Annotated in this window: 25 protein-coding genes; 7 read left to right on the forward strand and 18 right to left on the reverse strand. The window is 53.9% G+C overall.

Annotation, left to right across the window (positions count from 1 at the left end):
• Window positions 1-146: 146 nt before the first annotated feature.
• From pdxJ to rpoE, 10 genes are all read right to left on the reverse strand, one after another.
• A complete protein-coding gene (gene pdxJ, locus ACN0VL_RS07275) occupies window positions 147-884 on the reverse strand; it encodes a pyridoxine 5'-phosphate synthase (protein ID WP_417615951.1) in 738 nt (245 codons plus the stop codon).
• Window positions 877-1,587, reverse strand: coding sequence for a DNA repair protein RecO (recO, locus tag ACN0VL_RS07280; protein WP_417615953.1), 711 nt, complete (start codon window positions 1,585-1,587; stop codon window positions 877-879). Before recO ends, pdxJ begins: the two co-directional genes overlap by 8 nt.
• A complete protein-coding gene (gene era / locus ACN0VL_RS07285) occupies window positions 1,587-2,492 on the reverse strand; it encodes a GTPase Era (protein ID WP_417615955.1) in 906 nt (301 codons plus the stop codon). The genes recO and era overlap by 1 nt, the downstream gene beginning before the upstream one ends.
• Window positions 2,489-3,157 (reverse strand): ribonuclease III, encoded by a 669-nt coding sequence (rnc, locus tag ACN0VL_RS07290; RefSeq protein ID WP_417615957.1) that lies wholly within the window; start codon window positions 3,155-3,157, stop codon window positions 2,489-2,491. Before rnc ends, era begins: the two co-directional genes overlap by 4 nt.
• Window positions 3,157-4,071, reverse strand: coding sequence for a signal peptidase I (gene lepB, locus ACN0VL_RS07295; RefSeq protein ID WP_417615959.1), 915 nt, complete (start codon window positions 4,069-4,071; stop codon window positions 3,157-3,159). The genes rnc and lepB overlap by 1 nt, the downstream gene beginning before the upstream one ends.
• Before the next feature lie 2 nt (window positions 4,072-4,073).
• The gene (gene lepA / locus ACN0VL_RS07300) at window positions 4,074-5,870 is read right to left on the reverse strand and encodes a translation elongation factor 4 (protein ID WP_417615961.1); all 1,797 of its coding nucleotides are present in this window, start codon (window positions 5,868-5,870) and stop codon (window positions 4,074-4,076) included.
• 81 nt (window positions 5,871-5,951) lie between these two features.
• Window positions 5,952-6,401 (reverse strand): SoxR reducing system RseC family protein, encoded by a 450-nt coding sequence (locus ACN0VL_RS07305; RefSeq protein ID WP_417615963.1) that lies wholly within the window; start codon window positions 6,399-6,401, stop codon window positions 5,952-5,954.
• A gap of 18 nt (window positions 6,402-6,419) precedes the next feature.
• The gene (locus tag ACN0VL_RS07310) at window positions 6,420-7,412 is read right to left on the reverse strand and encodes a MucB/RseB C-terminal domain-containing protein (RefSeq protein WP_417615965.1); all 993 of its coding nucleotides are present in this window, start codon (window positions 7,410-7,412) and stop codon (window positions 6,420-6,422) included.
• A complete protein-coding gene (locus tag ACN0VL_RS07315; protein ID WP_417616002.1) occupies window positions 7,413-7,988 on the reverse strand; it encodes a sigma-E factor negative regulatory protein in 576 nt (191 codons plus the stop codon).
• Between the two features lie 27 nt (window positions 7,989-8,015).
• Complete coding sequence (rpoE, locus tag ACN0VL_RS07320) at window positions 8,016-8,594, reverse strand: RNA polymerase sigma factor RpoE (protein ID WP_417615967.1); 579 nt, start codon at window positions 8,592-8,594, stop codon at window positions 8,016-8,018.
• A gap of 184 nt (window positions 8,595-8,778) precedes the next feature.
• On the opposite strand from rpoE, the gene nadB reads away from it, so the two are divergent.
• Window positions 8,779-10,377, forward strand: a complete 1,599-nt coding sequence (gene nadB / locus ACN0VL_RS07325) for an L-aspartate oxidase (protein WP_417615969.1) — start codon at window positions 8,779-8,781, stop codon at window positions 10,375-10,377.
• Window positions 10,378-10,485: 108 nt separating this feature from the next.
• Here nadB and ACN0VL_RS07330 read toward each other — a convergent pair whose 3' ends face one another.
• Together ACN0VL_RS07330 and ACN0VL_RS07335 are read right to left on the reverse strand one after the other, a co-directional pair.
• Entirely contained in the window at window positions 10,486-10,890 is a 405-nt protein-coding gene (locus tag ACN0VL_RS07330; protein WP_417615971.1) for a hypothetical protein, read from the reverse strand.
• Window positions 10,859-11,122 (reverse strand): succinate dehydrogenase assembly factor 2, encoded by a 264-nt coding sequence (locus tag ACN0VL_RS07335; protein ID WP_417615973.1) that lies wholly within the window; start codon window positions 11,120-11,122, stop codon window positions 10,859-10,861. Before ACN0VL_RS07335 ends, ACN0VL_RS07330 begins: the two co-directional genes overlap by 32 nt.
• 124 nt (window positions 11,123-11,246) lie before the next feature.
• Here ACN0VL_RS07335 and ACN0VL_RS07340 point away from each other — a divergent pair, with 124 nt between their 5' ends.
• Complete coding sequence (locus tag ACN0VL_RS07340) at window positions 11,247-12,149, forward strand: YgfZ/GcvT domain-containing protein (RefSeq protein ID WP_417615975.1); 903 nt, start codon at window positions 11,247-11,249, stop codon at window positions 12,147-12,149.
• Window positions 12,150-12,263: 114 nt separating this feature from the next.
• A complete protein-coding gene (locus ACN0VL_RS07345) occupies window positions 12,264-12,698 on the forward strand; it encodes a PACE efflux transporter (RefSeq protein WP_417615977.1) in 435 nt (144 codons plus the stop codon).
• Between the two features lie 47 nt (window positions 12,699-12,745).
• Here ACN0VL_RS07345 and ACN0VL_RS07350 read toward each other — a convergent pair whose 3' ends face one another.
• Window positions 12,746-14,032, reverse strand: a complete 1,287-nt coding sequence (locus ACN0VL_RS07350) for a dicarboxylate/amino acid:cation symporter (protein WP_417615979.1) — start codon at window positions 14,030-14,032, stop codon at window positions 12,746-12,748.
• Between the two features lie 449 nt (window positions 14,033-14,481).
• On the opposite strand from ACN0VL_RS07350, the gene ACN0VL_RS07355 reads away from it, so the two are divergent.
• The 4 genes from ACN0VL_RS07355 to ACN0VL_RS07370 all read left to right on the forward strand — a co-directional run bounded on the left by ACN0VL_RS07355 (window position 14,482) and on the right by ACN0VL_RS07370 (window position 19,932).
• The gene (locus ACN0VL_RS07355; protein WP_417615981.1) at window positions 14,482-15,669 is read left to right on the forward strand and encodes a M24 family metallopeptidase; all 1,188 of its coding nucleotides are present in this window, start codon (window positions 14,482-14,484) and stop codon (window positions 15,667-15,669) included.
• A 24-nt stretch (window positions 15,670-15,693) separates the two neighbouring features.
• The gene (locus ACN0VL_RS07360; protein ID WP_417615983.1) at window positions 15,694-16,164 is read left to right on the forward strand and encodes an Lrp/AsnC family transcriptional regulator; all 471 of its coding nucleotides are present in this window, start codon (window positions 15,694-15,696) and stop codon (window positions 16,162-16,164) included.
• Window positions 16,165-16,911: 747 nt separating this feature from the next.
• The gene (locus ACN0VL_RS07365) at window positions 16,912-18,417 is read left to right on the forward strand and encodes an NAD-dependent succinate-semialdehyde dehydrogenase (RefSeq protein WP_417615985.1); all 1,506 of its coding nucleotides are present in this window, start codon (window positions 16,912-16,914) and stop codon (window positions 18,415-18,417) included.
• Between the two features lie 111 nt (window positions 18,418-18,528).
• Entirely contained in the window at window positions 18,529-19,932 is a 1,404-nt protein-coding gene (locus ACN0VL_RS07370; RefSeq protein WP_417615986.1) for an aspartate aminotransferase family protein, read from the forward strand.
• Between the two features lie 474 nt (window positions 19,933-20,406).
• Here the strand turns inward: ACN0VL_RS07370 and ACN0VL_RS07375 are convergent, their stop codons facing one another.
• From ACN0VL_RS07375 to ACN0VL_RS07395, 5 genes are all read right to left on the reverse strand, one after another.
• Window positions 20,407-21,762, reverse strand: coding sequence for a hypothetical protein (locus tag ACN0VL_RS07375; RefSeq protein ID WP_417615988.1), 1,356 nt, complete (start codon window positions 21,760-21,762; stop codon window positions 20,407-20,409).
• Between the two features lie 62 nt (window positions 21,763-21,824).
• The gene (locus ACN0VL_RS07380; RefSeq protein WP_417615990.1) at window positions 21,825-22,295 is read right to left on the reverse strand and encodes a hypothetical protein; all 471 of its coding nucleotides are present in this window, start codon (window positions 22,293-22,295) and stop codon (window positions 21,825-21,827) included.
• Window positions 22,296-22,404: 109 nt separating this feature from the next.
• Window positions 22,405-23,292 carry a DUF2971 domain-containing protein gene (locus tag ACN0VL_RS07385; protein WP_417615992.1) on the reverse strand — a complete coding sequence of 296 codons (888 nt, stop codon included), beginning with the start codon at window positions 23,290-23,292 and terminating at the stop codon, window positions 22,405-22,407.
• Window positions 23,293-23,413: 121 nt separating this feature from the next.
• The gene (locus tag ACN0VL_RS07390) at window positions 23,414-24,031 is read right to left on the reverse strand and encodes a hypothetical protein (protein ID WP_417615994.1); all 618 of its coding nucleotides are present in this window, start codon (window positions 24,029-24,031) and stop codon (window positions 23,414-23,416) included.
• Between the two features lie 24 nt (window positions 24,032-24,055).
• Window positions 24,056-24,391, reverse strand: coding sequence for a hypothetical protein (locus ACN0VL_RS07395; RefSeq protein WP_417615996.1), 336 nt, complete (start codon window positions 24,389-24,391; stop codon window positions 24,056-24,058).
• Window positions 24,392-24,467 lie beyond the last annotated feature (76 nt).

Below are 24,467 nucleotides of genomic sequence, written 5' to 3' on the forward strand. Positions count from 1 at the left end.
GCGTAAGGCGTAAGGCGTAAGGCGTAAGGCGCCATAGAAATACACCGGGCACGAAAACGCCGAGCCTGTTGGCTCGGCGTTTTCTGTTAGCTTGGTGCTCGGCAGTGCGCTTTTACAGCTAGCTCCTCACGCCTCACACCTCACGATCAAATGCCTTGTCGGGCTTCATTCATCAGGCGTTTCATATCGCGGATGGCGTTTTCCAGACCGTCGAAGGCTGCTCTGGCGATAATGGCATGGCCGATGTTCAGTTCCAGCATCTCGGGGATGGCGGCAATCGGCTTCACGTTATGGTAATGCAGGCCATGGCCACCATTCACCTTCAGGCCGGCGTCGTGGGCATAGGTTGCCGACGCCGCAATGCGCTTCAGCTCGGCGCAACGCTCGGCTTCGTCGACTGCATTGGCATAATGGCCGGTGTGTATTTCGATATAAGGGGCACCGGTAGCCACTGCCGCATCAATTTGCGCGCGGTCGGCGTCAATAAACAAAGACACCTTGATCCCCGCCTCGGTCAAACGAGCCACAGCCGCGCCCACCTTGTCGAGCTGCCCGGCCACATCCAGACCACCCTCGGTAGTGACTTCTTCACGCTTTTCCGGCACCAGACACACAAACGCCGGCTTGATACGGCAGGCAATGTCGAGCATTTCATCGGTCACCGCCATCTCGAGGTTCATGCGGGTTTGAATGGTCTGACTCAATATCTCGATATCTCTGTCGACGATATGGCGACGGTCTTCACGCAGATGCACGGTAATGCCGTCGGCGCCGGCCTGTTCGGCAATGGCCGCCGCATACACGGGATCCGGGTAGCTGGTACCTCTGGCATTACGCAAAGTGGCAATATGATCGATATTTACGCCTAAATATAATTCACTCACTGCGACTTCCTCTCTTTCCTTTGATAAACAGGGCGCGACTGCGCAAAACCCGTCCGCCTAAATAAGGCGCCAATGCCTGGCGACTGAAACGTTTTGCCGATACCAATACCTCGGCTCGGGTTAAATCGAGTTCCGCCAGCGCATACAGGTGATCCCCCGCATAGGCGCCCGGCTCGGCCCGGGCAAGACGAATAAAACCGGACTCCGGCTGATACTGATACCAGGCCGCAGGGTCAACGGCCAGTCCACTGTCGGCATCAATAGTAAAATCCACGCCGTAGCCCAGTATATCTAACATATAAAACTCGAAATGACGCAGGCAGGGTTCAATTCCTTCGCCATTGGCCAGATTTATCAGCGTCTTGTGATAGGCCTCAAACACCTCGTCAAAAGGGGTGTGGGTTTCCAGCAGATAGTAAATAAGTTCGTTGAGATACAGGCCGCTGTACAGAGCCGTGCCCGTCAGGCGAATCGCGGGTGCCGTGGCCTCGGCTCGGTGCAGGTTTTTTAGCTCGCCCTTGCCGGCAAAGGTGAGGGCCAGGGGCACAAAGGGCTGTAACAGCCCTTTAAGCGGGGAGCGTGGTTGGCGGCTTCCCTTGGCAACCAGGCTCTGTCGTCCCTGTTCCCGAGTAAATACCTCCACCAGCTGGCTGGTTTCTCGATAGGGACGACTGTGAATAACGAAGGCGGCGTGCGCCGTCATCAGTCTTCACCATACCCCAGGCTGCGCAGGGCTCGTTCGTCATCGGCCCAGCCCGATTTGACCTTGACCCACAACTCGAGAAACACCTTTTGTTCGAGCAGCTGCTCCAGATCCAGTCGCGACTCGGTACCGATCACTTTCAGCTTTTCGCCTTTGTTACCGATCACCATACGCTTCTGGCCGCTGCGTTCAACCAGTATCAGGCCGTTAATGTGCACCACCCCTTTTTCGTCCACCTGGTAGCGTTCAATTTCTACCGTGACCGAATAAGGCAACTCTTCACCCATAAAACGCATCAGCTTTTCACGGATTATTTCGGCGGCCATAAAACGCGACGAACGGTCGGTGATATAGTCTTCGGGAAAGTGGTGCAATGATGGTCTCAGGCGCGAGCGGGCCAACTTGGCAATGGTGTCCACGTTGGTGCCCTTTTCTGCCGACACCGGCACTATGTCGGCAAAGTCCATCTTGGCAGCCAGCCACTGCATGTGCGGCAACAGCTCTTCTTTGCTGTCAACGTTGTCAATTTTATTGATCGCCAACACCACGGGGCAGTCCATGCGGCGCAGCTTGTTCAACACCATTTCGTCGTCGTCTGTCCACTTGGTGCCTTCCACCATGAACACCACCATTTCCACATCGCCCAGCGAGCTGGACGCGGCGCGGTTCATCAAACGGTTGATGGCCCGCTTTTCTTCGATGTGCAGCCCGGGGGTGTCCACATAAATAGCCTGATAGGCGCCGTCGGTATCGATGCCCATGATGCGGTGACGGGTGGTTTGCGGCTTGCGTGAGGTAATACTGACCTTCTGCCCCAGCAACTGGTTAAGCAAGGTCGATTTGCCGACGTTCGGGCGGCCAACAATGGCTATAAAGCCACAATAAGTTTGTTCTTCAGCTGTCATAGCAATACTTCCAGGGCATGTTCGGCGGCAGATTGCTCGGCCTTGCGGCGGCTGGTGCCGAGACCAATAATCGGTTCTGGCAGGCCATCAATCTGGCAATGCACGGTAAATTTTTGATTGTGGGCTTCGCCGATCACATTCACTACGGTGTAAGTTGGCAGGGGCTTGCGCTTGCCTTGCAACAACTCCTGCAACCGGGTTTTGGGATCTTTTTGCTCTATGCCCGGCTGAATGCCATTCAGACGCTCTTCGTACCAGGCCAACAGCATGGTTTGCATGCGCTCGATACCGGCATCCAGATACACGGCACCAATCAGTGCCTCTACCGCATCGGCCAGAATCGACTCACGCCGAAAGCCGCCACTTTTCAGCTCTCCCGGGCCCAGAATAAGGTACTCACCCAGTTCAAATTCCCGAGCCAGTTCGGCCAGGGTCTTTTCCCGCACCAGGGTGGCGCGCATGCGAGACATATCCCCTTCGTTCACCTTGGGAAAGCGGTGAAAAAGCGCATCGGCTATCACCATGCTCAGCAGCGAGTCACCCAGAAATTCCAGTCGCTCGTTATGGCGCGAACCGGCACTGCGGTGCGTGAGTGCACGCACCAACATGGATTCGTCCTTAAATGTGTATCCCAGTTTCTTTTGTAAAATGTTCAGTTTTTTCATTAATGAATTGCGCCTATGCGGCTGAAGCGGACATTACTGGGTACCCAGGCAGGCAACCAGCTGTCGGCGTTACGTTCAAATTCAAAGCTAATCCAGATAGCTACTGCCTTGCCCACCAGATACTCTTCAGGCACAAACCCCCAGAACCGGCTATCGGTACTGTTGTCTCTATTGTCGCCCATCGTAAAGTAATGCCCCTCTGGCACCACCCACTCGTTTAGCGCCGTCTCCGGCTGGCGGTAATACATGGTCACCCGGTCCGGTAACATGGGGTTGCGCAAGATATCATGCGTCTGCTCGGCCAGGCTTTCACGGTAGCGTTCCAGCTCACTTCCCATCTGGGTGAATTCACCTTTTTGCATAAAGCTCAATTCAACGGGAGCAAAGTCGGGGCAGTTGTCTCCCTCACAGGCGGGTTTGATAAACAGCTGCTTGTTCTGATAGACAATTCGATCGCCGGGCAGGCCGATAACGCGCTTGATGTAGTCGATACGGGTATCTTCCGGGTATTTGAATACCACCACATCACCCCGATCGGGTTTTCCCGTCGCAATCAGCCTGGTATTGCCCACCGGTTCTTTCAGTCCATAGGCAAATTTTTCTACCAGAATGAAATCCCCTACCAGCAAGGTCGGCATCATGGATCCGGACGGGATCTGAAACGGCTCGTAAATAAAAGAGCGCAGTATCAAGACCACGGCGATCACCGGAAAGATGGAGCGTGACTGCTCAATCCAGCCAGGCACCTTGGCGGCACGGGCCACCACGGCGGCATCGACCTTGTTGCCATGAGCACGCTGTGCTTCGGCAATCTTGCGCGCCCGGGCGGGTGCCCACAACCATTTGTCACAGGCCCAGATAATGCCGGTCACCAGAGTGACCAGCACGAGAATCAGGGCAAAGTTACTTGCCATAATTACTTATCCTTACCCACGTGAAGAATGGCGAGGAAGGCATCCTGGGGTATGTCTACCCGACCCAGTGACTTCATGCGCTTTTTACCTTCTTTCTGCTTGGCCAGCAGCTTTTTCTTCCGGCTGACGTCGCCGCCGTAACACTTGGCGGTTACGTCTTTACGCAAGGCCTTCACCGTGCTGCGCGAGATAATCTGGCTGCCAATCGACGCCTGAATGGCAATGTCGAACATCTGACGCGGAATCAGCTCGCGCATCTTGTCTACCAGCTGACGGCCACGATACACCGCATTTTCTTTATGGGTAATAATGGCCAGGGCATCGACGCGATCACCGTTGATCATGACATCCAGTCGCACCATGTCGGCGGTTTCAAAGCGGCTGAAACCGTAATCCAGCGAGGCATAACCCCGGCTGCACGACTTGAGGCGGTCGAAGAAATCGAGCACCACTTCCGCCATTGGAATGTCGTAGCTCAGTGCTACCTGGTTGCCGTGATACACCATATTCTTTTGCACACCGCGCTTTTCGATACACAAGGTAATGACGTTACCCAGGTATTCTTGCGGTACCAGAATATTACATTCGGCAATCGGCTCACGCAGCTCTTCAATGCTGTTCAGCGCCGGCATGCCGGATGGGCTGTCGATGTAAATGGTTTCGCCGTTGGTCTGGGCAATTTCATACACTACGGTCGGTGCCGTGGTGATCAGGTCCAGATCGTATTCCCGCTCCAGGCGTTCCTGAATGATTTCCATGTGCAGCATGCCCAGGAAACCACAGCGGAAACCAAAGCCCAGGGCGTTGGATGTTTCCGGCTCGTAGAACAGGGAAGCATCGTTCAGCGATAACTTGTCGAGCGCATCACGGAAGGCTTCATAGTCATCGGCCGAAATGGGGAACAGGCCCGCATATACCTGAGGCTTTACTTTCTTGAAGCCTGGCAGTGGGTTTTCGGCACCGTGCTTGGCGTGGGTCAGGGTATCGCCAACCGGGGCACCGTGGATTTCCTTGATACCACAGACCACCCAGCCTACTTCACCGCAATTCAGGCCATCGGTATCGGTCTGCTTGGGGGTGAAAATACCAATGCGATCCACGCCCCAGATCTGGCCGGTGCTCATCACCTTGATCTTGTCATTCTTCTTCAGGCTGCCGTGCTTGACCCGCACCAGCGAGACCACGCCCAGGTAAGGGTCAAACCAGGAGTCGATGATCAGCGCCTGCAAGGGCCCTTCGGGGTTGCCGACCGGAGGCGGGATCTGGCGCACTATGGTTTCCAGCACGGCGTCTACGCCCAGGCCGGTTTTCGCCGAGCAGCGCACCGCGTCCATGGCGTCAATACCGACAATATCTTCAATTTCTTCGGCCACCCGCTCGGGTTCGGCCTGGGGCAAGTCGATTTTGTTCAGTACCGGCACCACTTCCAGTTCCATGTCCAGCGCGGTGTAACAGTTGGCCAGAGTCTGTGCCTCAACGCCCTGACCGGCATCCACGACCAGCAAGGCACCTTCACAGGCTGCCAGAGAACGAGAGACCTCATAAGAAAAATCCACGTGCCCCGGCGTATCGATAAAGTTGAGCTGGTACTGCTGGCCGTCGCTGGCCTGGTAGTTCAGGGTCACACTCTGGGCTTTAATGGTAATGCCTCGCTCGCGCTCCAGATCCATAGAATCGAGCACTTGCTGTTGCATTTCTCGGTCCGATAGACCACCACACACCTGGATCAGGCGATCGGACAGGGTGGACTTGCCATGGTCTATGTGAGCGATGACGGAAAAGTTACGAATATGCTTCATGATGCAATAAGGAGTCCGTAGTCTGAAAAGCGAAGAGTCAAAGGCAGGATTCTACTGGATTAGCCCTACCGTGGCCAATCCTTAGTCGATATTGGTGACCGGTAGTACCGGGGCAATAATAACGGGCTCTGTTTGTAACCGATTATTGCCTTTAGCCCAGCGTGACGCCAGCAAAAAGCCCAACGTACCTCCCAGGGTGGCGCCGGCCAGGGTGCCGCCATCGCCCATGCCCAACCCGGTACTGGCCAGCAAGGCCCCGCCCAGGACGAACAGCAAGGGTAACAGGTACACCAGCAGGGCACTGTTGATCAGGCCGAGCTCGGGAATACCGATACGCACCTGCTGATCCACCGCCAGCGGCAGGTCGGTTGCTATTCTGAATCTATGATCGCGGCCCGGCAGCGCCTTGGACACCAGGCCGGTACCACACTGGCTGTTTTGCTTGCACTGGCCGCAGGCCGACTTGCTAAAACAGACCACTTCCACCCCGCCGGCATAGACCGCCGATACTGTGGCTATCTCTTCAATCATGAGCTGACTCTTGTTCTGTTACGGCGCAGATGTAGACGCACCGTTATGGACTATCGATTCCGCTATCCGGCGAGCCGTATCGGCAGGAACGGCGCCCACCACGGTAATTTCAACCTGATTCGGATTCACCAAACTGAACATATGGGTGGCGCCCTGTCGGATCAGCTGCTGATGCATCTCCGGGTTGTTGCCCGCCCTGGCCATGTAAACGGATACATCGACCAGACCATTGGACAACATCTGGTAATCAACAGGCTGTTCGGTAATGGGTAGCTTGTGGGTATCCTGGGAGCGCAACTGGAAACCTTCGGGCAACCAGCCTATCTGCCAGGATAAAGGCTGCTGGGGAACCGGATACACATCGGACACCGACATGGCCGGCGGCAAAGAGACGGTTTTCAGTTCCTTCATCAGGGGGCTGGGTTGTTCGCTGATTTTAAGCGCGACCCCCATGCTCTGCTCCATCACGCTGGCGTCGTTATTCAGGGTGTCCAGCTTGACGAGCAAGCCGCTCTCCTGATCCAGCCACAACACATAACCATAACAACCGCTCGCCCTGGGTACCAGTCGCACCACTTGGGCTACCCGCCCCAGCACACGACTGCGCCCGGCGAGCACGGCATCGTACTGTTCCAGCATGGGAGACAGCGGCACCTGCTGCAGGCGATAGAAGAGCCCGGGCAAGCTGGCATTTTTCAGGGTATAGCCACTGTGGCTTGCATCAAAAAAGCTGGTTTCATCGTCACGCTGCACAAACTCACGGGGCCGGCCATTCAAATGGGTGAGGTGGGTCAGTACCTGCCCATTCAGGTGACCACGGGTCAGGCGCTTGGGTTCGAGTTGCCCCTGGCTAAACTCGATTAACGTCAATTCAAAGTTAAGTTGCTGATATGCCTGTTGCATGCGTTGCAACACGGCTGCTGCCGAGTCTTCCTCAGCTATAACGACACCGGGCAACACCCAGGCCATAATCAGGATAACGGCACGCAGCCCCTGTATTCTCAAGACCAATTACCTTTCGTTTTGGCGCAGTCGTTGCTGCAACTCATGATCCATCAACAACTCATGAATACGACGTTGCTGCTCTAACACAGCCGACTCACCGGCAGACTGGCGGGGTTCGACCTGATAGTTCAGGCTAACGGGTGCCGCGCTGCCATTCAAGGGAATGGTATTCAGCACCGGCGACTGCAAGTCGTTCTGGCCATATTGCTGCACCCCGACAATCACCGCCGCCGACACGGATGCCGCCACCGCAAACTGCCCTATATAACGCAGCATGGGCGATATCCGACCAAAGCGCGGCCGCACGACATTATCGCCTTTGGCCGTCTTGCTGCCCTCATCAAGGGGCTGTGTCGAGGCCGGTGCGGCCACCATGGCCGGTTCGTCGGCCAGAGCCACCGCAATACGATCGCTCAAATCCAGCTGCACCTGGCTGGGTAACTCATTGCGCAACGCATCACCGTAAAGATGATAGCGGCCAAAGGCATCGGCCAGTTCCTGGTCGTTGCTTAATTGCTCAAGCAGGACCCTGTCCTGGATTTCTCCGTCTACCAGTGCCGAAATCTGCTCTCTATTCGTCATAACGTGTGCCATAACAGTATTCCCCGTTCAACCCTGAAGTAACGGCTGGACTCGCTTGTCGATTGCTTCGCGTGCCCGAAAAATTCGAGAACGGACAGTCCCTACCGGACAATCCATCACGTTTGCAATATCCTCGTAGCTCATCCCTTCCAGCTCTCGCAAGGTTATCGCCGTTTTAAGATCTTCCGGCAGTGTCTCTATGGTCTCGAACACTGCACGCTTGATCTCTTCCGATAACATAAGTCGTTCTGGTGTCGCCTGATCCCTTAACCCGGCGCCACCGTCATAATATTCCGCATCTTCAATTTCTACATCTCGGCCTGGCGGCCTCCTGCGTAACGCCACCAGATAGTTTTTCGCGGTGTTGACCGCGATCCGATATAACCAGGTATAAAAGGCACTTTCACCCCGAAATCCGGGCAAGGCACGATAGGCCTTGATGAAAGCTTCTTGTGTCACATCGGGTACGTCTCCTGGGTTGGACACGTATCGGGACACTAGGTTCGCCACTTTATGTTGATATTTTTTTACCAGCAGGTTGTACGCGTTTTTATCGCCACGCTGTACTCGTTCAACCAGCTGCTGGTCTGTTAAATTATCGCTCATGCGAGCCGCGTAACCTCCGAATAATCCGATGTATCAATACACCGGCCCGTAATAAGCGCACCCTATATAGACTGTGGGTGCGAGTAAAAGTTCTAAACTTATTCGAGAAAGATGATTCCAGCTGCGTCGCCTGCCAGCTTGGGATAACATAGAAAAACTATCCATATTGAGCCAATGATACTTTATGAAGGATCCCGTTGAATACCTCTGCGACGTACTCATCATTGGCAGTGGTGCCGCCGGGCTGTCACTGGCATTGAAACTGGCCGATCACGCCAACGTTCACGTGCTTAGCAAAGGCCCTCTTGCAGAAGGCTCGACCTTCTATGCTCAAGGTGGTATTGCCGCTGTTTTCGATGAAACCGACAGTATCGAGTCCCATGTTGCCGATACCCTGATAGCCGGCGCCGGCTTGTGCGACGAAGCCGTGGTCGAGTATACCGCCCGCCAGGCGCCCGACGCCATTCAATGGCTGATCGGCCAGGGCGTACCCTTCGATACCGAAGAGTCGACCCAGAACACCCCTGCCTACCACCTCACCCGGGAAGGGGGCCACAGTCACAGACGTATTTTTCACGCCGCCGATGCCACGGGCCGCGCCGTGCAACTGACCTTGAACGAGCGCGTACAGCAACATCCTAACATTCATATTCTGGAGCGGGTGAATGCGCTGGATTTAATCACCAGTGCCAAGCTGGGATTACCCGGCAACCGAGTACTGGGTGCCTACGTCTGGAACCGCAACAAAGAGCGGGTAGAAACCGTTCGTGCGCGCTTTATTGCCCTGGCCACCGGCGGCGCGTCCAAGGTGTATCAGTACACCTCCAACCCGGACGTCAGCTCGGGCGATGGTATCGCCATGGCCTGGCGGGCAGGTTGCCGGGTCGCCAACATGGAATTCAACCAGTTTCATCCCACCAGCCTGTTTCACCCCGATGATAACAACTTCCTGCTATCGGAAGCCCTGCGCGGTGAAGGTGCCCTGCTCAAGCGCCCCGACGGCAGCCGTTTCATGCCCGATTATGACGAGCGCGGCGAGCTTGCCCCCCGCGACATAGTCGCCCGTGCCATCGACCACGAGATGAAGCGCTTGGGGGCCGAGTGCATGTATCTGGACATCAGCCACAAGGATGCCGATTTCATACTGAAGCACTTTCCCACCATTTATGAACGCTGCCTCAAGGTGGGTATCGATATTACGCGCCAGCCCATGCCGGTGGTGCCTGCCGCTCATTATACCTGTGGCGGCGTCATGGTCGATGACCAGGGCCAGACCGATATCGAAGGTCTGTATGCCATCGGTGAGGTATCGTACACCGGCCTGCATGGCGCCAACCGCATGGCCTCCAACTCCTTGCTGGAGTGTATCGTATTTGCCCGGGCTGCAGGGCAGGATATGCTGGACAAGCTGGCCAAGACCCCAGAGCCCCCAATCTTGCCGCTATGGGATGAAAGCAAGGTCGCCAATTCGGACGAAGAAGTGGTGATCCATCACAACTGGCACGAGCTGCGGTTATTCATGTGGGATTACGTGGGCATAGTGCGTTCAAACAAGCGACTGGAGCGGGCCAAGCGCCGTATCGACTTGCTGCAGCAGGAAATTCAGGAGTATTACGCCAACTTTCGCGTCAGCAACAACCTGCTTGAATTGCGCAACCTGGTGCAGGTGGCAGACCTGATCGTACGCTCGGCCATGGAACGCAAAGAGTCTCGCGGCCTGCATTACACCCTGGATTATCCCGAACAGCTAGACAACCCGAAACCCACGATATTGAAACCGTGAACATACCGTGAGGGGTGAGGGGTGAGGAGTCAGGCCAAAACCGGTGACCGCGTTAAGGCCGTGCCAGCAGGTTCGGTGTTTTACGCCTCACCCTTTACCCTTCACTCTTCACTTATTGTGGTCTTTCGTCCCTTCGGCCAGCAATACTCGCTGGGATAATCGGCGAAAGACGTCATCGGGCACCGCATCCTGAAACAGCCAGAACGGTGGCCAGATATCGCCGTCCAGTATCAATAACAAAAAGCCGGGACCCGCCCGGCTTTTTGTTGATAACACTCCGCTGCGCCCGTTCAGGCTCAGCACGCCCTGGTTATATTCCCCCCGCAATCGGTAACGACGGCTGTTGTGCCACAAATACAGGGACACCAGCAGCCAGACGGGGGTAAACCAGAGCAGCCGGTCGGCGCTTAACAATAAACTGGCAGGCAGCCACCACAGACTTGCCGCCGCCAGTAAATAACAGGCATGGAACCGGGAAGGCTTAGCGTTGATTGCGAATCTGGTTACGCTCAAGAATGTATTCCACCATGGCCTGAAACCCGGCGTCGTTAGAGCGCTGATGCCCCATGAACCAGGCAAACAGATCCGGATCGTCGCATTCCAGCAGGCGCCGGAACACCGCTTTATGCTCGTCGTTCAATCCGTCGTACTCGTGTTCGACAAAAGGGCCTAAAATAACGTCCAGTTCAAGCATGCCACGACGGCAAGCCCAAACAAGACGCGGTTTATCAGAGGAGTTGAGCATGTACGTATCCAATAAATAAAACAAAGCTCATAGTATAAGCTCCGATGAGTGCTGACAAATGTGTTGGCCATCTTTACCATGAAGGTCACACTTCATTCATTGACCGTAATCAAGGGGAGTACCCGTGTTGACTCTTTCTTCTTCTCCCGTACTTTATCCGCTCACCGATAGAGCCGTTATCCGCTTGACCGGTGCCGACAGTGCCAAGTATCTGCAAAGCCAGGTGACTTGTGATCTCGACCAGCTCAAGCCGGGCGATGCCAGCCTGGGGGGCCACTGTGACAGCAAGGGCCGCCTGTGGGCCAGTTTCTGGCTGGCCAACCTGGGTGAGCAACTGGTGCTGGTGCTTAACCAGTCGCTGGTTGAGCGCCAGCTGCCCGAACTGAAAAAATTCGCCGTGTTTGCCAAAACAGAAGTCGAAGACGCGAGCGCCGACTGGCAGGTCTTTGGCCTGGCCGGCGAAGGCCTGTCTCACTGGCTCGGCCAGCAACTGGATGGCGACAACCTGTGGCAAGGCGGTGTCGTCATCCCTGTTGCCGCCGAGCATGCATTGTTACTGCTGCCCAAGGCGGCCCCTCAACCCGAGCTGCCGCTGGGGGATGAGCGGGAATGGCAAGGCTTGATGATTCATGCCGGCCTGCCGGACATGAGTGCCGAGCACCAGGGCGACTACATTCCGCAAATGCTTAACCTGCAGGCGCTGGACGGCATCAGCTTTACCAAAGGCTGTTACATGGGCCAGGAAACCGTTGCCCGGGCCAAATACCGTGGCGCCAATAAAAAGGCCATGTTCGTGCTGGCAGGCAACTGTGACCAGCCCATTGCCATCAACCAGGATATTGAAATGCAACTGGGGGAGAACTGGCGCCGGGCCGGTACCGTGCTCAGCGCATGGCAGCAAGACGGCGACTGCCTGTTAACCTCGGTGCTCAACAAGGATATCGACACCGACACCGTCTTCAGAATCAAGGGCCAGGATGACAGTCGCCTGACTCTGCAGCCCCTGCCCTATCCGCTGATAGACTAACCCACCTGCTACCACATATGGGTGCAGCCTCGCTCAGGCTGCACCCAGGTGTTTTCTGCTCACTAAAAAACGCTGTGCGCCCCTGTCGTGCAGAGCAAAGAGAGAGACGTCACAATGCGTACTACCGGTGATCGTATTCGCCACACCCTGGGCTTTGAAATTATCGGCCTGCTGATTTTTGCCCCCGTCGCCACGCTCCTGTTCGGCTATAACATGTTTGAGATGGGTATCATGGCGGTAGTCGGCTCCGTTATCGCAACGGTATGGAACTATGTTTATAACCTGTTGTTCGACCATGCCCTGTTGAGACTGCGCAACACTGTGCATAAAACGACCCTGATCCGGGTGTTCCATGCGTTCCTGTTTGAAGGCGGCTTGCTGGTCCTGTTTTTGCCGATGATCGCCTGGTATTTAAGCATCAGCCTGTGGCAGGCCTTTACCATGGGCATGGCGATGTCGGTCTTCTACCTCTGCTATGCCTTTGTTTACAACCTGGTTTACGACAAGGTGTTTCCTGTTCCTCACCCCCAGCAAGCGCAGCACCCATAAAAAAAACCGCCTTGCGGCGGTTTTTTATCTTGGAAGCTGTGCTTGTCTTACGAGCTTTGCTTGTCCACTACCGGCTCGGCCATAGAGCCAGCCTCTTCTACCGGTTGCGGGTTACCTTCCATTTTGGCCACTATGGTATTCACGGCCGTGTCACCCACCACGTTGGACGCGGTACAGAACATATCGTTGATGCGGTCTACCGCCATGATAATCGCCATGGCTTCAATCGGCAGGCCCATCTGGTGCAGCAAGACACCGGCCATCACCACGGCACCACCGGGTACACCACCCACGCCCACAGACATCAGCAGCACGGTCACACCCACGGTCAGCAGGTCACCCATCGGGATCGGCGTGCCGGAAATGTTGGCGGCAAACATGGCGGCCAGGGTGATATAGATGGCCGAACCAGACATGTTAATGGTGGCACCCAGTGGTACACCAAAACCGGCAATGGCACGAGACACACCCAGCTTCTCGGTCAGGGTACGCATGGTGACCGGAATGGTGGCGTTGGAGCTGGCGGTAGACAGGGAAAACAGCAGCTGCTCGCGGGTAGCCTGACGAAACGCCTTGGGTCTGATGCCCGTGGTCAGCCAGACCGCCAGCGGGTAAACCACCAGAATCCAGAAGGTCAGCACCAGTACCACCATGCCGACGTAGCCGGCAACCGACATCAGGGTGTTGGCTTCCAGCGTGGCGCCCAGACTGATCATCAGCGCGAACACACCGTAAGGGGCCAGGGTCATCACCAGGCCCACCAGCTTCATCATCACCTGGTTGGCCACCCGGAAGGTACGCATGGCCGGGGCGGCGGCGCTGCCCATGGCCTGAATGGCCAGGCCGGTAATAATGGCCATAAAGATAATCTGCAGCATGTCGCCGGAGGCAAACGCCTGCACCGGGTTGCTGGGAACTATGCCGATCAGCATGGCGCCAATATCGGGCGTTTCCGTGGTGGCCAGCTCAACGGTCGTCGAGGCACCGTGCGGCAGGGTCGCACCCATACCCGGCTGAAACATCACCCCAACCAGAATGGCGGCGGCAATCGACAGAATGGTGTTAATGATATACAGACCGAAGGTCTTGCTGCCCAGGCGACCGAAGCTGGCGATGTCTCGCAGCTCACAAATACCGGTCACAATGGAGATATACACCAGGGGGACTACCATCAGCTTGATGAGCGACACAAACATGCCTCCCAACCCTTCAGCCAGTCCCACTATGTTGTCGTTTAAGAAGGCAACATCAGTAAACAGATACTGAATCATGCTGCCGATCACCAGGCCGACAAACAAGCCGACGAAGATACGGGTAGAGAGCGAACCTTGCATGGTCTATTCCTCAATAAGGGCAAACAATTAAACTGCCATTAACTACTTAGGTAGCAAAGTAAACTGGCTGTTTTGCTAGGGGCGGGATTTTACATTTAAAAAACAGTTACGCAACCCCATTACCACCTCAAACGGATACTTAGCGAACAAAAAAATGGGTTTTTGCATGCAATCATGTCAATTGAGTCTTTATTTAAGCAGAGAAGACACCATCCATTTACATTTCGAGGCTGAAGCCCGCGTTCTAATCGACGGCCTTTTTTGAAAAATATTTCGAGATAAGCAGCGACTGTGCAGCACAGATCCAGTTCGTTGCTATGCTGACAGAAAGAATGGTTTCCGCTTGAGCATGAACCCAAGCACCACCCACGACTCTCACATTGAATCATTCCGGACCTGGTCAGATAGCCGGCGTTCGGATCCGAACATCGGCCAGAGCGAGGCGTGATATGCCCCAACAGCTTCCCAGTTTCTCTACCAAAGAGTATCGCCAGCGCCTGAGCAAGGTGAGAACCGCCATGGCACGGCATAATATTCAAACGCTGATCCTGCACGACCCCTCCAACATGGCATGGCTGACCGGCTACGATGGCTGGTCGTTTTATACTCCCCAGGTGGTGGTGGTTGGCCCGACGGGCGAGCCGCTCTGGTTTGGCCGACAAATGGACTCTTACGGTGCCAAACGTACCGTATACTTGCAGGAAGAAAACATCAGCTGGTACCCCGACTACTATGTGATGAACCCGCTGCTGCACGCCATGGAATACCTGGCCAACCAGGAGCTCAAGCCCCGCGACTGGGCCTACGGCAATATCGGGGTCGAGATGGATAACTATTATTTCAGCCCCAAGGCCTATTTTTCGCTGCGGGATAACCTGCCCGATGCCGAACTGCTCGATGCCACCGGCCTGGTGAACTGGTGCCGCGCCATCAAGTCGGAAACCGAGCTGCGTTATATGCGCCTGGCCGCGCGCATCGTCGAAAACATGCACCGGGCCGCGTTCGACATCATAGAGCCGGGCCTGCCTAAAAACCTGCTGGTGGCCGAAGTCTATCGCGTGGCCATGACCGGCCATGAAGGCCATTACGGGGATTATCCGGCCATAGTGCCCATGCTGCCGTCGGGAGCCGATGCCTCGGCCCCGCACCTCACCTGGGACGAGCGACCGATTAACCGCAATGAAGGCACCTTTCTGGAGCTGGCGGGCTGTCATCGTCGCTATCATTGCGTGTTGTCGCGCACCATTTATCTGGGCCAGCCCACCGATGACTTTTTACGCGCCGACGAGGCGCTGAACGCCGGACTGGAAGCCGGCCTGGCCGCCGCCAAACCCGGCAATCGCTGCGCCGACATTGCCGATGCCCTCAACGCCACCCTGGCAGAATACGGCTTTAACCGCGAAGGGGCGCGCTGTGGCTACCCTATCGGCCTGAGCTACCCGCCAGACTGGGGCGAGCGCACCATGAGCCTGCGTAACACCGACCAAACCCTGTTGAAGCCCGGCATGACCTTTCACTTTATGCCCGGCCTCTGGCTGGATGACTGGGGCATGGAAACCACGGAAAGCATCGTCATCACCAAGACCGGGGTTGAAACCCTCAGCAACTATCCCCGCCAGCTGTTTGTAAAACAGTAGGCGTGTAAAAAGGTAACTCCATCTATGCGTCTGGACCGATACGACATTCAGATTTTACAGATTTTGCAGCAGCAGGGCCGCATCACCAAAACGGGGCTGGCCGAGGCCATCAACCTCTCGGTCAGCCCCTGCTGGGAGCGGGTAAAACGCCTGGAACAGGCCGGCATCATAGAAGGCTATGGCGCGCGCATTAACAGCCAGCTGCTGGGCAAGCAAACCTCGGTGCTGGTTGAAGTCAGCCTGAATAGCCACAGCGCCAGCAGCATGCAACGCTTCGAGCACGCCATGACCGAATGCGAGCAGGTGGTGGACTGTTATGCCACCGGCGGCGGCGTGGATTACATTATTCGCGTGTTGTGTGATGGCATCGATCAATATCAACGCCTGGTAGACAGCTGGCTCGCCTCCGAGCTGGGCATAGACAAATACTTTACCTACATAGTCACCAAAACCATCAAGCAAACCACCACGCCCAAGATATCCGAGATACCTTAATAGCTGCGCCCAGCGCCCGGCGCCAAGCCAAAACCACCGCCCTCTGTAGGGTCGATTTCAATCGACCGTTTTAAAGCCGTGCCGCTGTTCTTGGTCCAATAAATTGGCTCTACAAAACACACAACCCCCTGTAGTCCGGCGCTTTAGCTGCCGGTCCTGCGTTAGCAGGAGGGTTTGAATAACATCCCGCTGTTGGCGCGCAGCCACATTGCCTCTTTACCACTAAGCCAGGCATCGGGCACCCACCGCTTAGTCACCAAGTTTTGTTGTTTTTATGGTGAAGGTCGGGCAAAGGGCACTACTCCTCCGACTCGCCGTGAATACCTCCCTGTAGGCTCAGCCGCGCCATCCCTGGCGCGGATGGTCGGCTGAGCAGACACCCTTTGCCCTCCTACTGACACTGGAGTTGTCTGTCAGTGGTGCCTACAGAAGACTCGGAGTCTAAAAAGAGGCGACTGGGATAGCCTCAGCCGACCATCACATGACAGGGCCAACAAAGGCTCCTGCAATATTGGCACTCTCGCCATCCGTGGCGGTCGGGCGCTTGGTGCTCGGCGCTGCTTTCCTCCAACAGAAAAAACCTTCAGTTAATCGCGTACAAACAGAAAAAATCGTCACCTTTACGTGCACTTACAAAAAGTAACCTGGCCCCGACTCACTAGACTCAAGGTATGGCAGCGATCAAGCAGCTGCTTGCGGGTCACTCGCCCTGTCACTCTCGCCACAAATGGATAAAAAGGTGCGCTTATGAGTCTTCAACTTCAGCCAGTGGTGAACAGCAAAGTCACCGACGCCATCATGCCGTATCTCACCGATCCCCGTCTGGTGCGCGAGCTGGCGTACATCAATGGACAGTGGGTCCATGGCCAGCAGGATATCACCGTCTTTAATCCCGCCACCGATGATGTGATTGGTCATTGCACCCAGCTGGAACCAGAGCAAGTCGAGCTGGCTATCGCTGCCGCCGATGCCGCCTTTGGCCCCTGGCGCAGCTTGATGGCCGACGAGCGTGCCGCCACCTTGATGCGCTGGCACGATCTGATCCTGAAAAACAAGGAAGATCTGGCCACCCTGATGGTGCTGGAGCAAGGCAAGTCGCTGGCGGATGCCAGAGGCGAAATAGACTATGGCGCCTCTTTTGTGCGCTGGTTTGCCGAAGAAGCGCGTCGCGCCTATGGCGATACCATTCCCAGCCACATTCCCAACGCCCGGCTGGCGACGATGCGTGAGCCGATTGGCGTGGCGGCATTGATCACCCCCTGGAACTTTCCTCATGCCATGATCACCCGTAAAGCGGCGGCGGCGCTGGCGGTGGGCTGCACCGTGCTGATCAAGCCCGCCAGCGAAACGCCCTTTTCCGCCCTCGCCCTGGCCGAGCTGGCTGAGCGCGCCGGCTTTCCCGCCGGCGTCTATAACGTGGTCACCGGCAAGGGTAGCCAGATTGGCAGTGTGCTGTGCCAATCCGACAAGGTACGTGCCCTGTCGTTTACCGGCTCTACCCGGGTAGGAAAAGTGCTGCTGGAACAAGCGGCCAGCACCGTCAAAAAGTGCTCGATGGAGCTGGGCGGCAATGCGCCTTTTATTGTGCTGCCCGACATGGACATGACCGATGCCGCCCGGGCGGCGGTGGCCGCCAAGTTTCAAACCGCAGGCCAGGACTGTCTGGCCGCCAACCGCATTTTTGTACCCTACCCCCAATACGAGGCATTTTTGCAGGCCTTCGCCACCGAAATGGCGCAGATAAAGGTCGGCAATGGCTTAGATGAAGGCGTGACCATGGGGCCGCTGATCTTTCGCCAGGCGGTCGACAAGGCACAAGCCTTGGTCGACGACGCCCTGGCCCAAGGTGCGCGACTGATTGCCGGCAACCAGCAACAGGCACCCGGCGCCAACTTCTTTATGCCCACTTTGCTGGCGGATATTACACCGCAGATGAAGGTGTTTCGCGAAGAGAACTTCTGCCCGGTCGCCGGGGTTTTGCCCTACGACGATATTCCCACCCTGATCGAGCAGGCCAACGACACCGCATACGGGCTGGCGGCCTATGTGTACGGCCACGATATTCGCAGCATCTGGCAGCTACTGCACGGGCTGGAGTTTGGCATGGTGTCGGTGAACTCGGTGAAGATGACCGGCCACGGCATACCCTTTGGCGGCGTGAAGCAATCCGGCCTGGGCCGAGAAGGCAGCCGCCACGGCTTCGACGAATACAGCCAGCTAAAATACTACTGCCTGGGTGGTCTCACTCAATAAAACCAGTCGTACGTTTTGCGCTGTACGCCGTAAGTTAAAGACCAACACCGCCTTTTTTGACTAACGGCGTATGGCGTACAGCTCGTTATCATTTCCGTTAAGGAGAGCATCATGACCCTGGATACCAACAAGTTACTCGAACTAGACCGTAACAATGTGTTTCATGCCTCTACCCACCTCAAGCAATATGCGCATGGGGAAATAAAGGGCCGCATCATTACCGGCGCCAAGGGCATTCGCATTACCGACTCTACCGGTACCGAGCTGATAGACGCCTTTGCCGGTCTCTATTGTGTGAACATCGGCTATGGTCGCCTCGAAATGGCCGAGGCCATTTACGAGCAGGCAAAAAAGCTGGCCTACTATCACACCTATGTCGGCCACAGTAATGAGGCTTTAATCGAGCTGTCGGATCGCATCATCAAAATGGCCCCCACCGGCATGAGCAAGGTGTATTACGGCATGTCGGGCAGCGATGCCAACGAAACCCAGATGAAACTGGTGTGGTACTACAACAACGTGCGCGGCCTGCCCGAGAAGAAGAAAATCATCTCCCGCGACCGCGGCTACCACGGCTCTACCATCGCCGCCGGTTCCCTCACCGGACTGGATGCCTTTCATGCCCACTTCGACCTGCCGCTGGAGCGCATCAAGCACACGGTGGCGCCCGTGTATTACCGGCGGCCCGAGCACGGCATGAGCGAGCGTGAATTCTCCCGCTACTGTGCCGAGGAGCTGGAAAAGATGATCCTGGCCGAAGGGCCCGACACGGTCGCCGCCATGATCGGCGAGCCGGTACTGGGCACCGGTGGCATAGTGCCGCCCCCCGAAGGCTACTGGGCCGAAATCAAGCAGGTGCTCGACAAGTACGACATTCTGTTGATTGCCGATGAAGTGGTGTGTGGCTTCGGCCGCCTGGGTTCAGACTTCGGCTCTTTGCACTACGATATGAAACCCGATTTGATGACCATCGCCAAGGGCTTAACCTCGGCCTATCAGCCATTATCCGGGGTCATCGTCGGTGATAAGGTATGGAAGATGCTGGAGCAAGGCACGGATGAATGGGGCGCCATCGGTCACGGTTACACCTATTCCGGCCACCCTATGGGCGCGGCCGCCGCCTTGTGTAACCTGGATATTATCGCCCGCGAGAACCTTACCGAAAACGCCCGCAATACCGGTGCCTATTTGCAGCAACGCATGAACGAGACCTTTGCCGATCATCCTTTGGTAGGCGAAAGCCGCGGCATCGGCTTGTTGCACGCGCTGGAGTTTTCCAGCAACAAGGCCGAACGCCAGCACTTTGACCCGGCGCTTAAGGTAGGCCCACAAATAGCCGCCGCCTGTCTGGAGCAAGGCCTGATCGCCCGCGCCATGCCCCACGGCGACATTCTGGGCTTCGCCCCACCCCTGGTGGTCACACGAGACGAAATCGACGACATAGTAGAACGCACCAAAAAGGCAGTAAATCAGGTCACCGACAAGCTGATCAGCAGTAAAAATTGGAAAGGATGAGCAAAAGAACACCCCGTCTTTTGTAGCCGCCGCTTTAGCTGGCGGGCCTGCGGAGCAGGATGGTTTTTATCCCGTAGAAATAGAACTGCCAGCGAAAGCTGGCAGACCATATTCGGTGCTTTTTGTCGTCATACTGACGCACGTCAGGATCTCGGGTTTGATCGTTTTGATTGGCTACCGTGCAAGGTCGGACAAAGGAATCCGCTCCCCCCGACTCGCTAACCCGCATCCCTGCGGCGCTCAGCACATGACGTCCCTGTCATGTGATGGTCGGCGGAGCAGATCCCTTCATCCTCCCTGGTGCAACTGAGTTGCCTGTTGGCAAGACCAGCGAGCAACCGCATGAAAGCTGGCAGCTTCCAACACGAAGGCGGTTAGCCATGACCATCTCAGTTCCAGAGAAATGTAACGTCCGGTTTTGCGACGTACCGGAGCGTAGCGTAGGTACATCCGACAATAGCCACTTGTTAGTGATCATTTCGAGAACTTTGACAGCACCTTCTCAAAAGCATCGGTAACAGTGCGCAAAGCATGTTCGTCTAGTACCTTAGGGTCCTCTTCCGACGTTGAATTCTGGCCAAACATACGCTCCGCTAATTGTCTCTTGAGCTCCTGCTGTTGTTGCGTCTCCAAAGAGCTTATAAACGGATCAAAAGCTTTTACCTCCAACGCAAACCATCTGGCACGCTTTTCGCTGTTCCTATGCTTGGTGGATTGCTGTGCGGAGTAAGCTGATCCCCATAGCAGAACGCCAGATATTGAAAATGCAACGAGCATAGTACGCCAAGGAAAAGTATTGCTATCAGAGATATTTATTTCAGGATGAATATAATTTAAACCTTCACTATTTGATTCTTGATCGGCTTTAGCATCTTGTGAGACAGCAGCATCAGGAGTGGATATATATTTATTTCCCCCAACTGAATTATAGAAAAATGAAAACGTCAACCATAGCACTGTAGTTACGATAAAACCAACTGACACCCTTCTCCATTGATTTGCTTGCTCTTTTTCATTGTCCGCACTTTGAATATATGCCGCCCCTACACTATCTCCTGCAGTCAGCTCATAAAGGTCTAGTATGGATTTGTGTTTTGAACTTGAGTCTTCAATGATCGCATTTAGCTTACTATTTAGTTGTTCGGAACTTTCTTTTAAAAAAACATTATAGTTACCAACAATCTCTTTAACTTCCTTATTTTTTTCGGAAGAGAAATCATCCCTCCACTTACTAAACTCTTGGGCTCTAGAATCCTGAGCAGTAGAGAATTGCTTCTGCCAGTCTGATGATAGCTGTGTTAACTCGGCTTGTTTTTTGTTAATTTCTTCTGATAGTGCTACGAGCTTCTTATCTTGCTCGTCCATTGACAAGAGCACATCCTTCAACTGAGCCTCAATGGTCTCTTTTTTAGCTGCTAATCCATTAATTGTGCTATCAACCACGCTATCTATATACGAAGTTTTTTCTTTCGTTTCAGAGCTATCAGAAAGAGATTGGATTAACGATAATTGGGTAAGTTGTTTGGATACATGATCATTTATTGCTACTAAGTGTGGTGTTTTCCTATTTTGAATATAGGCATTAATTTGGTTTGCAACATTTTGATGGCGTAGCTGAGAATTTAGTGAATCCAACTGATTTACTGGTACTATTTCGGGATCAACCGATTCCAAAGCAGACCGATACCGATCGACTATTTTCTTAAGACGACGTTGCTCTTCAACCTCTCCTACAGAAAGGTTTTCAACATTCGAGCTAGCCGCGTTATCAAGCCAAGTGATAGTTTCATGTATTGGGTGTTTATCAAACGCTTCTTTCCATCGGTTCATATCGTCTCCAAGATCTTGTTACTCACGCTAACCTATCACTAACGCCCACAGAACCGGCGCATTTATGCGTCCGCCTTGCTTTGGTTGTTAGCGGTTTTTTTCAGTAACTGCTCAATAGTACCTGTTGTTTCACTTTCATATTTTACGAAATCCTGGCAGCGCCTCAATATTTGCACATGCTTTGAGGCCTGTACAATTGCGGATAAGTAAAATACCGCACCTAATGGAAGACCGATAAATCCAAGGAAATCTGCCGCGCTGCCCATTGCCATTAAAGCTAAAACCCTAAATAGGGCTATAAAATTGAGATAGCTCAATTTTGTGGGATTTGTACTTAAATCATGTATTTCGTTCAGCTCGCTTTCAAGTTGAGAAATACGCGATTTAGTTTTTTCGTCGGATCGTGAACCAAGCCAATTTGCTACTTTTGGGGTAAGTAGGTTTGCTGCGATAGCTAAAGGTATCGCAGAGAAAAGGGATATTGCCCAATTAATGTCTTTTATAAATTCGATTGTTGTAGTAAAAAAATCCATATTAATACTCTATTTCCGAGAGACCTCTAACGCTGCCAACAACGGCCGAGCGTAGCGAGGTCCAGCCCCGTAGGGGCTATGCTGCTTGGCCTTGTTATGCGCATTTTCATTAGCAAATATTAATTGTGTAAAGATTGTGCGCTCTATGAGCCGTTCGGATAGGAACCCCAGGGTAATTTTTATTAAGCACAGCGAGTAACTTTTCTCGAAAATCGTCGTTCATTCGCTCGCCCAATATAATTTCCTTTATAGCATCGGTGGAAAATGACCGCATTATCGGCTCTTTATCACAATATCGTGTGGGCACCAGTAATCGTCGCTCACGCTCATAGCTCCATTCAGAAGGTTTAACTGCAAAGACGTACTGCCAAATCTCGCGCATTTTTGCGACCGCTGCTGCCCCAGCCTTTTCGTAAATAGGAATCCACTCTTTTTCATCCGCCTTCCCTAAATGTTTAATACGCGTTTCGGTTTCCTCAATAGCTACTTGGTGATACCCCTCTTGATCGTGCGCAATGGCATACACAAGGCTATCTACGGTAGGAGGCGCGTCAGTGTATTCTACATCGAGTAGATACGCTTCTGGCTCTGACTTTACTACAGCATCCTCGTCGAACACGATGCAAAATCCACGAAGCCCATCGGCGTAATGTGACCACATGAGAAGATTTTCTCGTTGGGAGCCAAAACACGCGATACGCACCTCGTTTCTCATTTCTTTGAACGGTGGTTGATAGTTCTGACATTCATCAAAATATGCAATCAGGTCCTCATCATCGGGGGATGTTCCCGACATACCCCACGCCGCCAATGCGGCAGCAAATCTTTCAGGTTCCTTTTCAGCGTCAGGAATTCCCTCATAGATATTGCTCCAGAATTCAAAGGGATCATTGTAAGCCGAGTAGTGCTGACAAAAAATCGTTCCATTCTCAAGGTTTGAGATGGAGTAATCAGAGGGCCAACAAAATTTTAATAACTCTTTTTTTGGAAGATCCATTCTAATTCCGAGTTCAGTAAGAGACTCTATTAGTCATCAAGATGCATAACGCCTGCAGCACGCGCGCCCTTGCAATGCCGCCGAAGGCGCAATGGAAAGAGCGTCGCCGTGCCTGCACTGGTTATGCATGTTCTTCCTCTATCCAGACGCAGAAGTCGGTGATCTCTTTCAAATCTGGAAATTCACCAGCTTTTGGCCCCCACCAACCAAGTGAGTCTCGGTACAGGTAGTAAAGATATTTATGGTACCTATCATAGAACTGCGTGAGGCTAAGCTTAGATGAGCGCTCATAGGCGACATGCCCACATACTTTGTTTCGGTATTCTCGAAAATCTTTTGCAAATTCCTTAGGCACTTTTACGTCATAGAAGCTAACATCATTCACCCAGTCTGGGGCCCTACTATCTTTGATGGCATCACGATATTGATCCATGACACGTTGTGCGTGATGCATGATGTAGCTATCTATTATGAGTGTACGGTCCTCACCCTTTTTGTTGGTAATTTTCGTGTTTCCAGAATCCCTAGCATTGCAACCTAGGATAAATTCGTAGAGATGGTGAACGAAGCTTGAGTACGCGTTGTAGGCTCTATAAGACACTTCACGGGTACGCCCCTTCATGACCATGATCGTGGCGTAGTGCGTGAACCGCTGAAACTCGTCATGACACCTGAACATTTCATGTGTCAATGCAGTACAGTGATCGGAGTCTACACTGTCACCTGTTTCAAACTTCATCGCTACTCCTTAATGCATAACGCCTCAATCAGCCGCCGCGTTAGCGGTCGGCTGCATTGATTGGTTATGTGTTTTGTCTGATGCACCGAGATTACCGCTTTCCGCTTCCTTTTTTGACTTGTCCCATTCTTTTTTTATCAATTTCTGCATTGTTATTTCGAAACTTTCAATTTTATCGTCAATATTACTCGGTACATTATTAGCTGAATTGATAAAGTCTTTAAACGTACTAAGAAGGCTGAGAAGTTTTTGATCGTACTTATGACCCTCTTTAGGGTTAAGCCGGAGCCTGATTTTTACTCTCAGCTTATGAAAATCTGAAATCGCCTCTTTACTTTGTTCATTCTTTATCTGATGCACATAGCCAGGTTCTTAAGCATTAAAAAAATCGTAAATGTCACGTAATCCCTTGCCCTGCTTCGATTTACTTTGCTGC

The organism is Oceanisphaera sp., assembly GCF_048268965.1.
Lineage (GTDB): Bacteria > Pseudomonadota > Gammaproteobacteria > Enterobacterales > Aeromonadaceae > Oceanimonas.

Excerpts from the sequence above, each read along its gene's own strand:
- recO (WP_417615953.1), bottom strand. The coding sequence starts at position 1,587 with ATGACGGCGCACGCCGCCTTCGTTATTCACAGTCGTCCCTATCGAGAA.
- era (WP_417615955.1), bottom strand. The coding sequence starts at position 2,492 with ATGACAGCTGAAGAACAAACTTATTGTGGCTTTATAGCCATTGTTGGC.
- rnc (WP_417615957.1), bottom strand. The coding sequence starts at position 3,157 with ATGAAAAAACTGAACATTTTACAAAAGAAACTGGGATACACATTTAAG.
- lepB (WP_417615959.1), bottom strand. The coding sequence starts at position 4,071 with ATGGCAAGTAACTTTGCCCTGATTCTCGTGCTGGTCACTCTGGTGACC.
- lepA (WP_417615961.1), bottom strand. The coding sequence starts at position 5,870 with ATGAAGCATATTCGTAACTTTTCCGTCATCGCTCACATAGACCATGGC.
- ACN0VL_RS07305 (WP_417615963.1), bottom strand. The coding sequence starts at position 6,401 with ATGATTGAAGAGATAGCCACAGTATCGGCGGTCTATGCCGGCGGGGTG.
- ACN0VL_RS07315 (WP_417616002.1), bottom strand. The coding sequence starts at position 7,988 with ATGACGAATAGAGAGCAGATTTCGGCACTGGTAGACGGAGAAATCCAG.
- rpoE (WP_417615967.1), bottom strand. The coding sequence starts at position 8,594 with ATGAGCGATAATTTAACAGACCAGCAGCTGGTTGAACGAGTACAGCGT.
- nadB (WP_417615969.1), top strand. The coding sequence starts at position 8,779 with ATGAAGGATCCCGTTGAATACCTCTGCGACGTACTCATCATTGGCAGT.
- ACN0VL_RS07335 (WP_417615973.1), bottom strand. The coding sequence starts at position 11,122 with ATGCTCAACTCCTCTGATAAACCGCGTCTTGTTTGGGCTTGCCGTCGT.
- ACN0VL_RS07345 (WP_417615977.1), top strand. The coding sequence starts at position 12,264 with ATGCGTACTACCGGTGATCGTATTCGCCACACCCTGGGCTTTGAAATT.
- ACN0VL_RS07350 (WP_417615979.1), bottom strand. The coding sequence starts at position 14,032 with ATGCAAGGTTCGCTCTCTACCCGTATCTTCGTCGGCTTGTTTGTCGGC.
- ACN0VL_RS07355 (WP_417615981.1), top strand. The coding sequence starts at position 14,482 with ATGCCCCAACAGCTTCCCAGTTTCTCTACCAAAGAGTATCGCCAGCGC.
- ACN0VL_RS07360 (WP_417615983.1), top strand. The coding sequence starts at position 15,694 with ATGCGTCTGGACCGATACGACATTCAGATTTTACAGATTTTGCAGCAG.
- ACN0VL_RS07365 (WP_417615985.1), top strand. The coding sequence starts at position 16,912 with ATGAGTCTTCAACTTCAGCCAGTGGTGAACAGCAAAGTCACCGACGCC.
- ACN0VL_RS07370 (WP_417615986.1), top strand. The coding sequence starts at position 18,529 with ATGACCCTGGATACCAACAAGTTACTCGAACTAGACCGTAACAATGTG.
- ACN0VL_RS07375 (WP_417615988.1), bottom strand. The coding sequence starts at position 21,762 with ATGAACCGATGGAAAGAAGCGTTTGATAAACACCCAATACATGAAACT.
- ACN0VL_RS07380 (WP_417615990.1), bottom strand. The coding sequence starts at position 22,295 with ATGGATTTTTTTACTACAACAATCGAATTTATAAAAGACATTAATTGG.
- ACN0VL_RS07385 (WP_417615992.1), bottom strand. The coding sequence starts at position 23,292 with ATGGATCTTCCAAAAAAAGAGTTATTAAAATTTTGTTGGCCCTCTGAT.
- ACN0VL_RS07390 (WP_417615994.1), bottom strand. The coding sequence starts at position 24,031 with ATGAAGTTTGAAACAGGTGACAGTGTAGACTCCGATCACTGTACTGCA.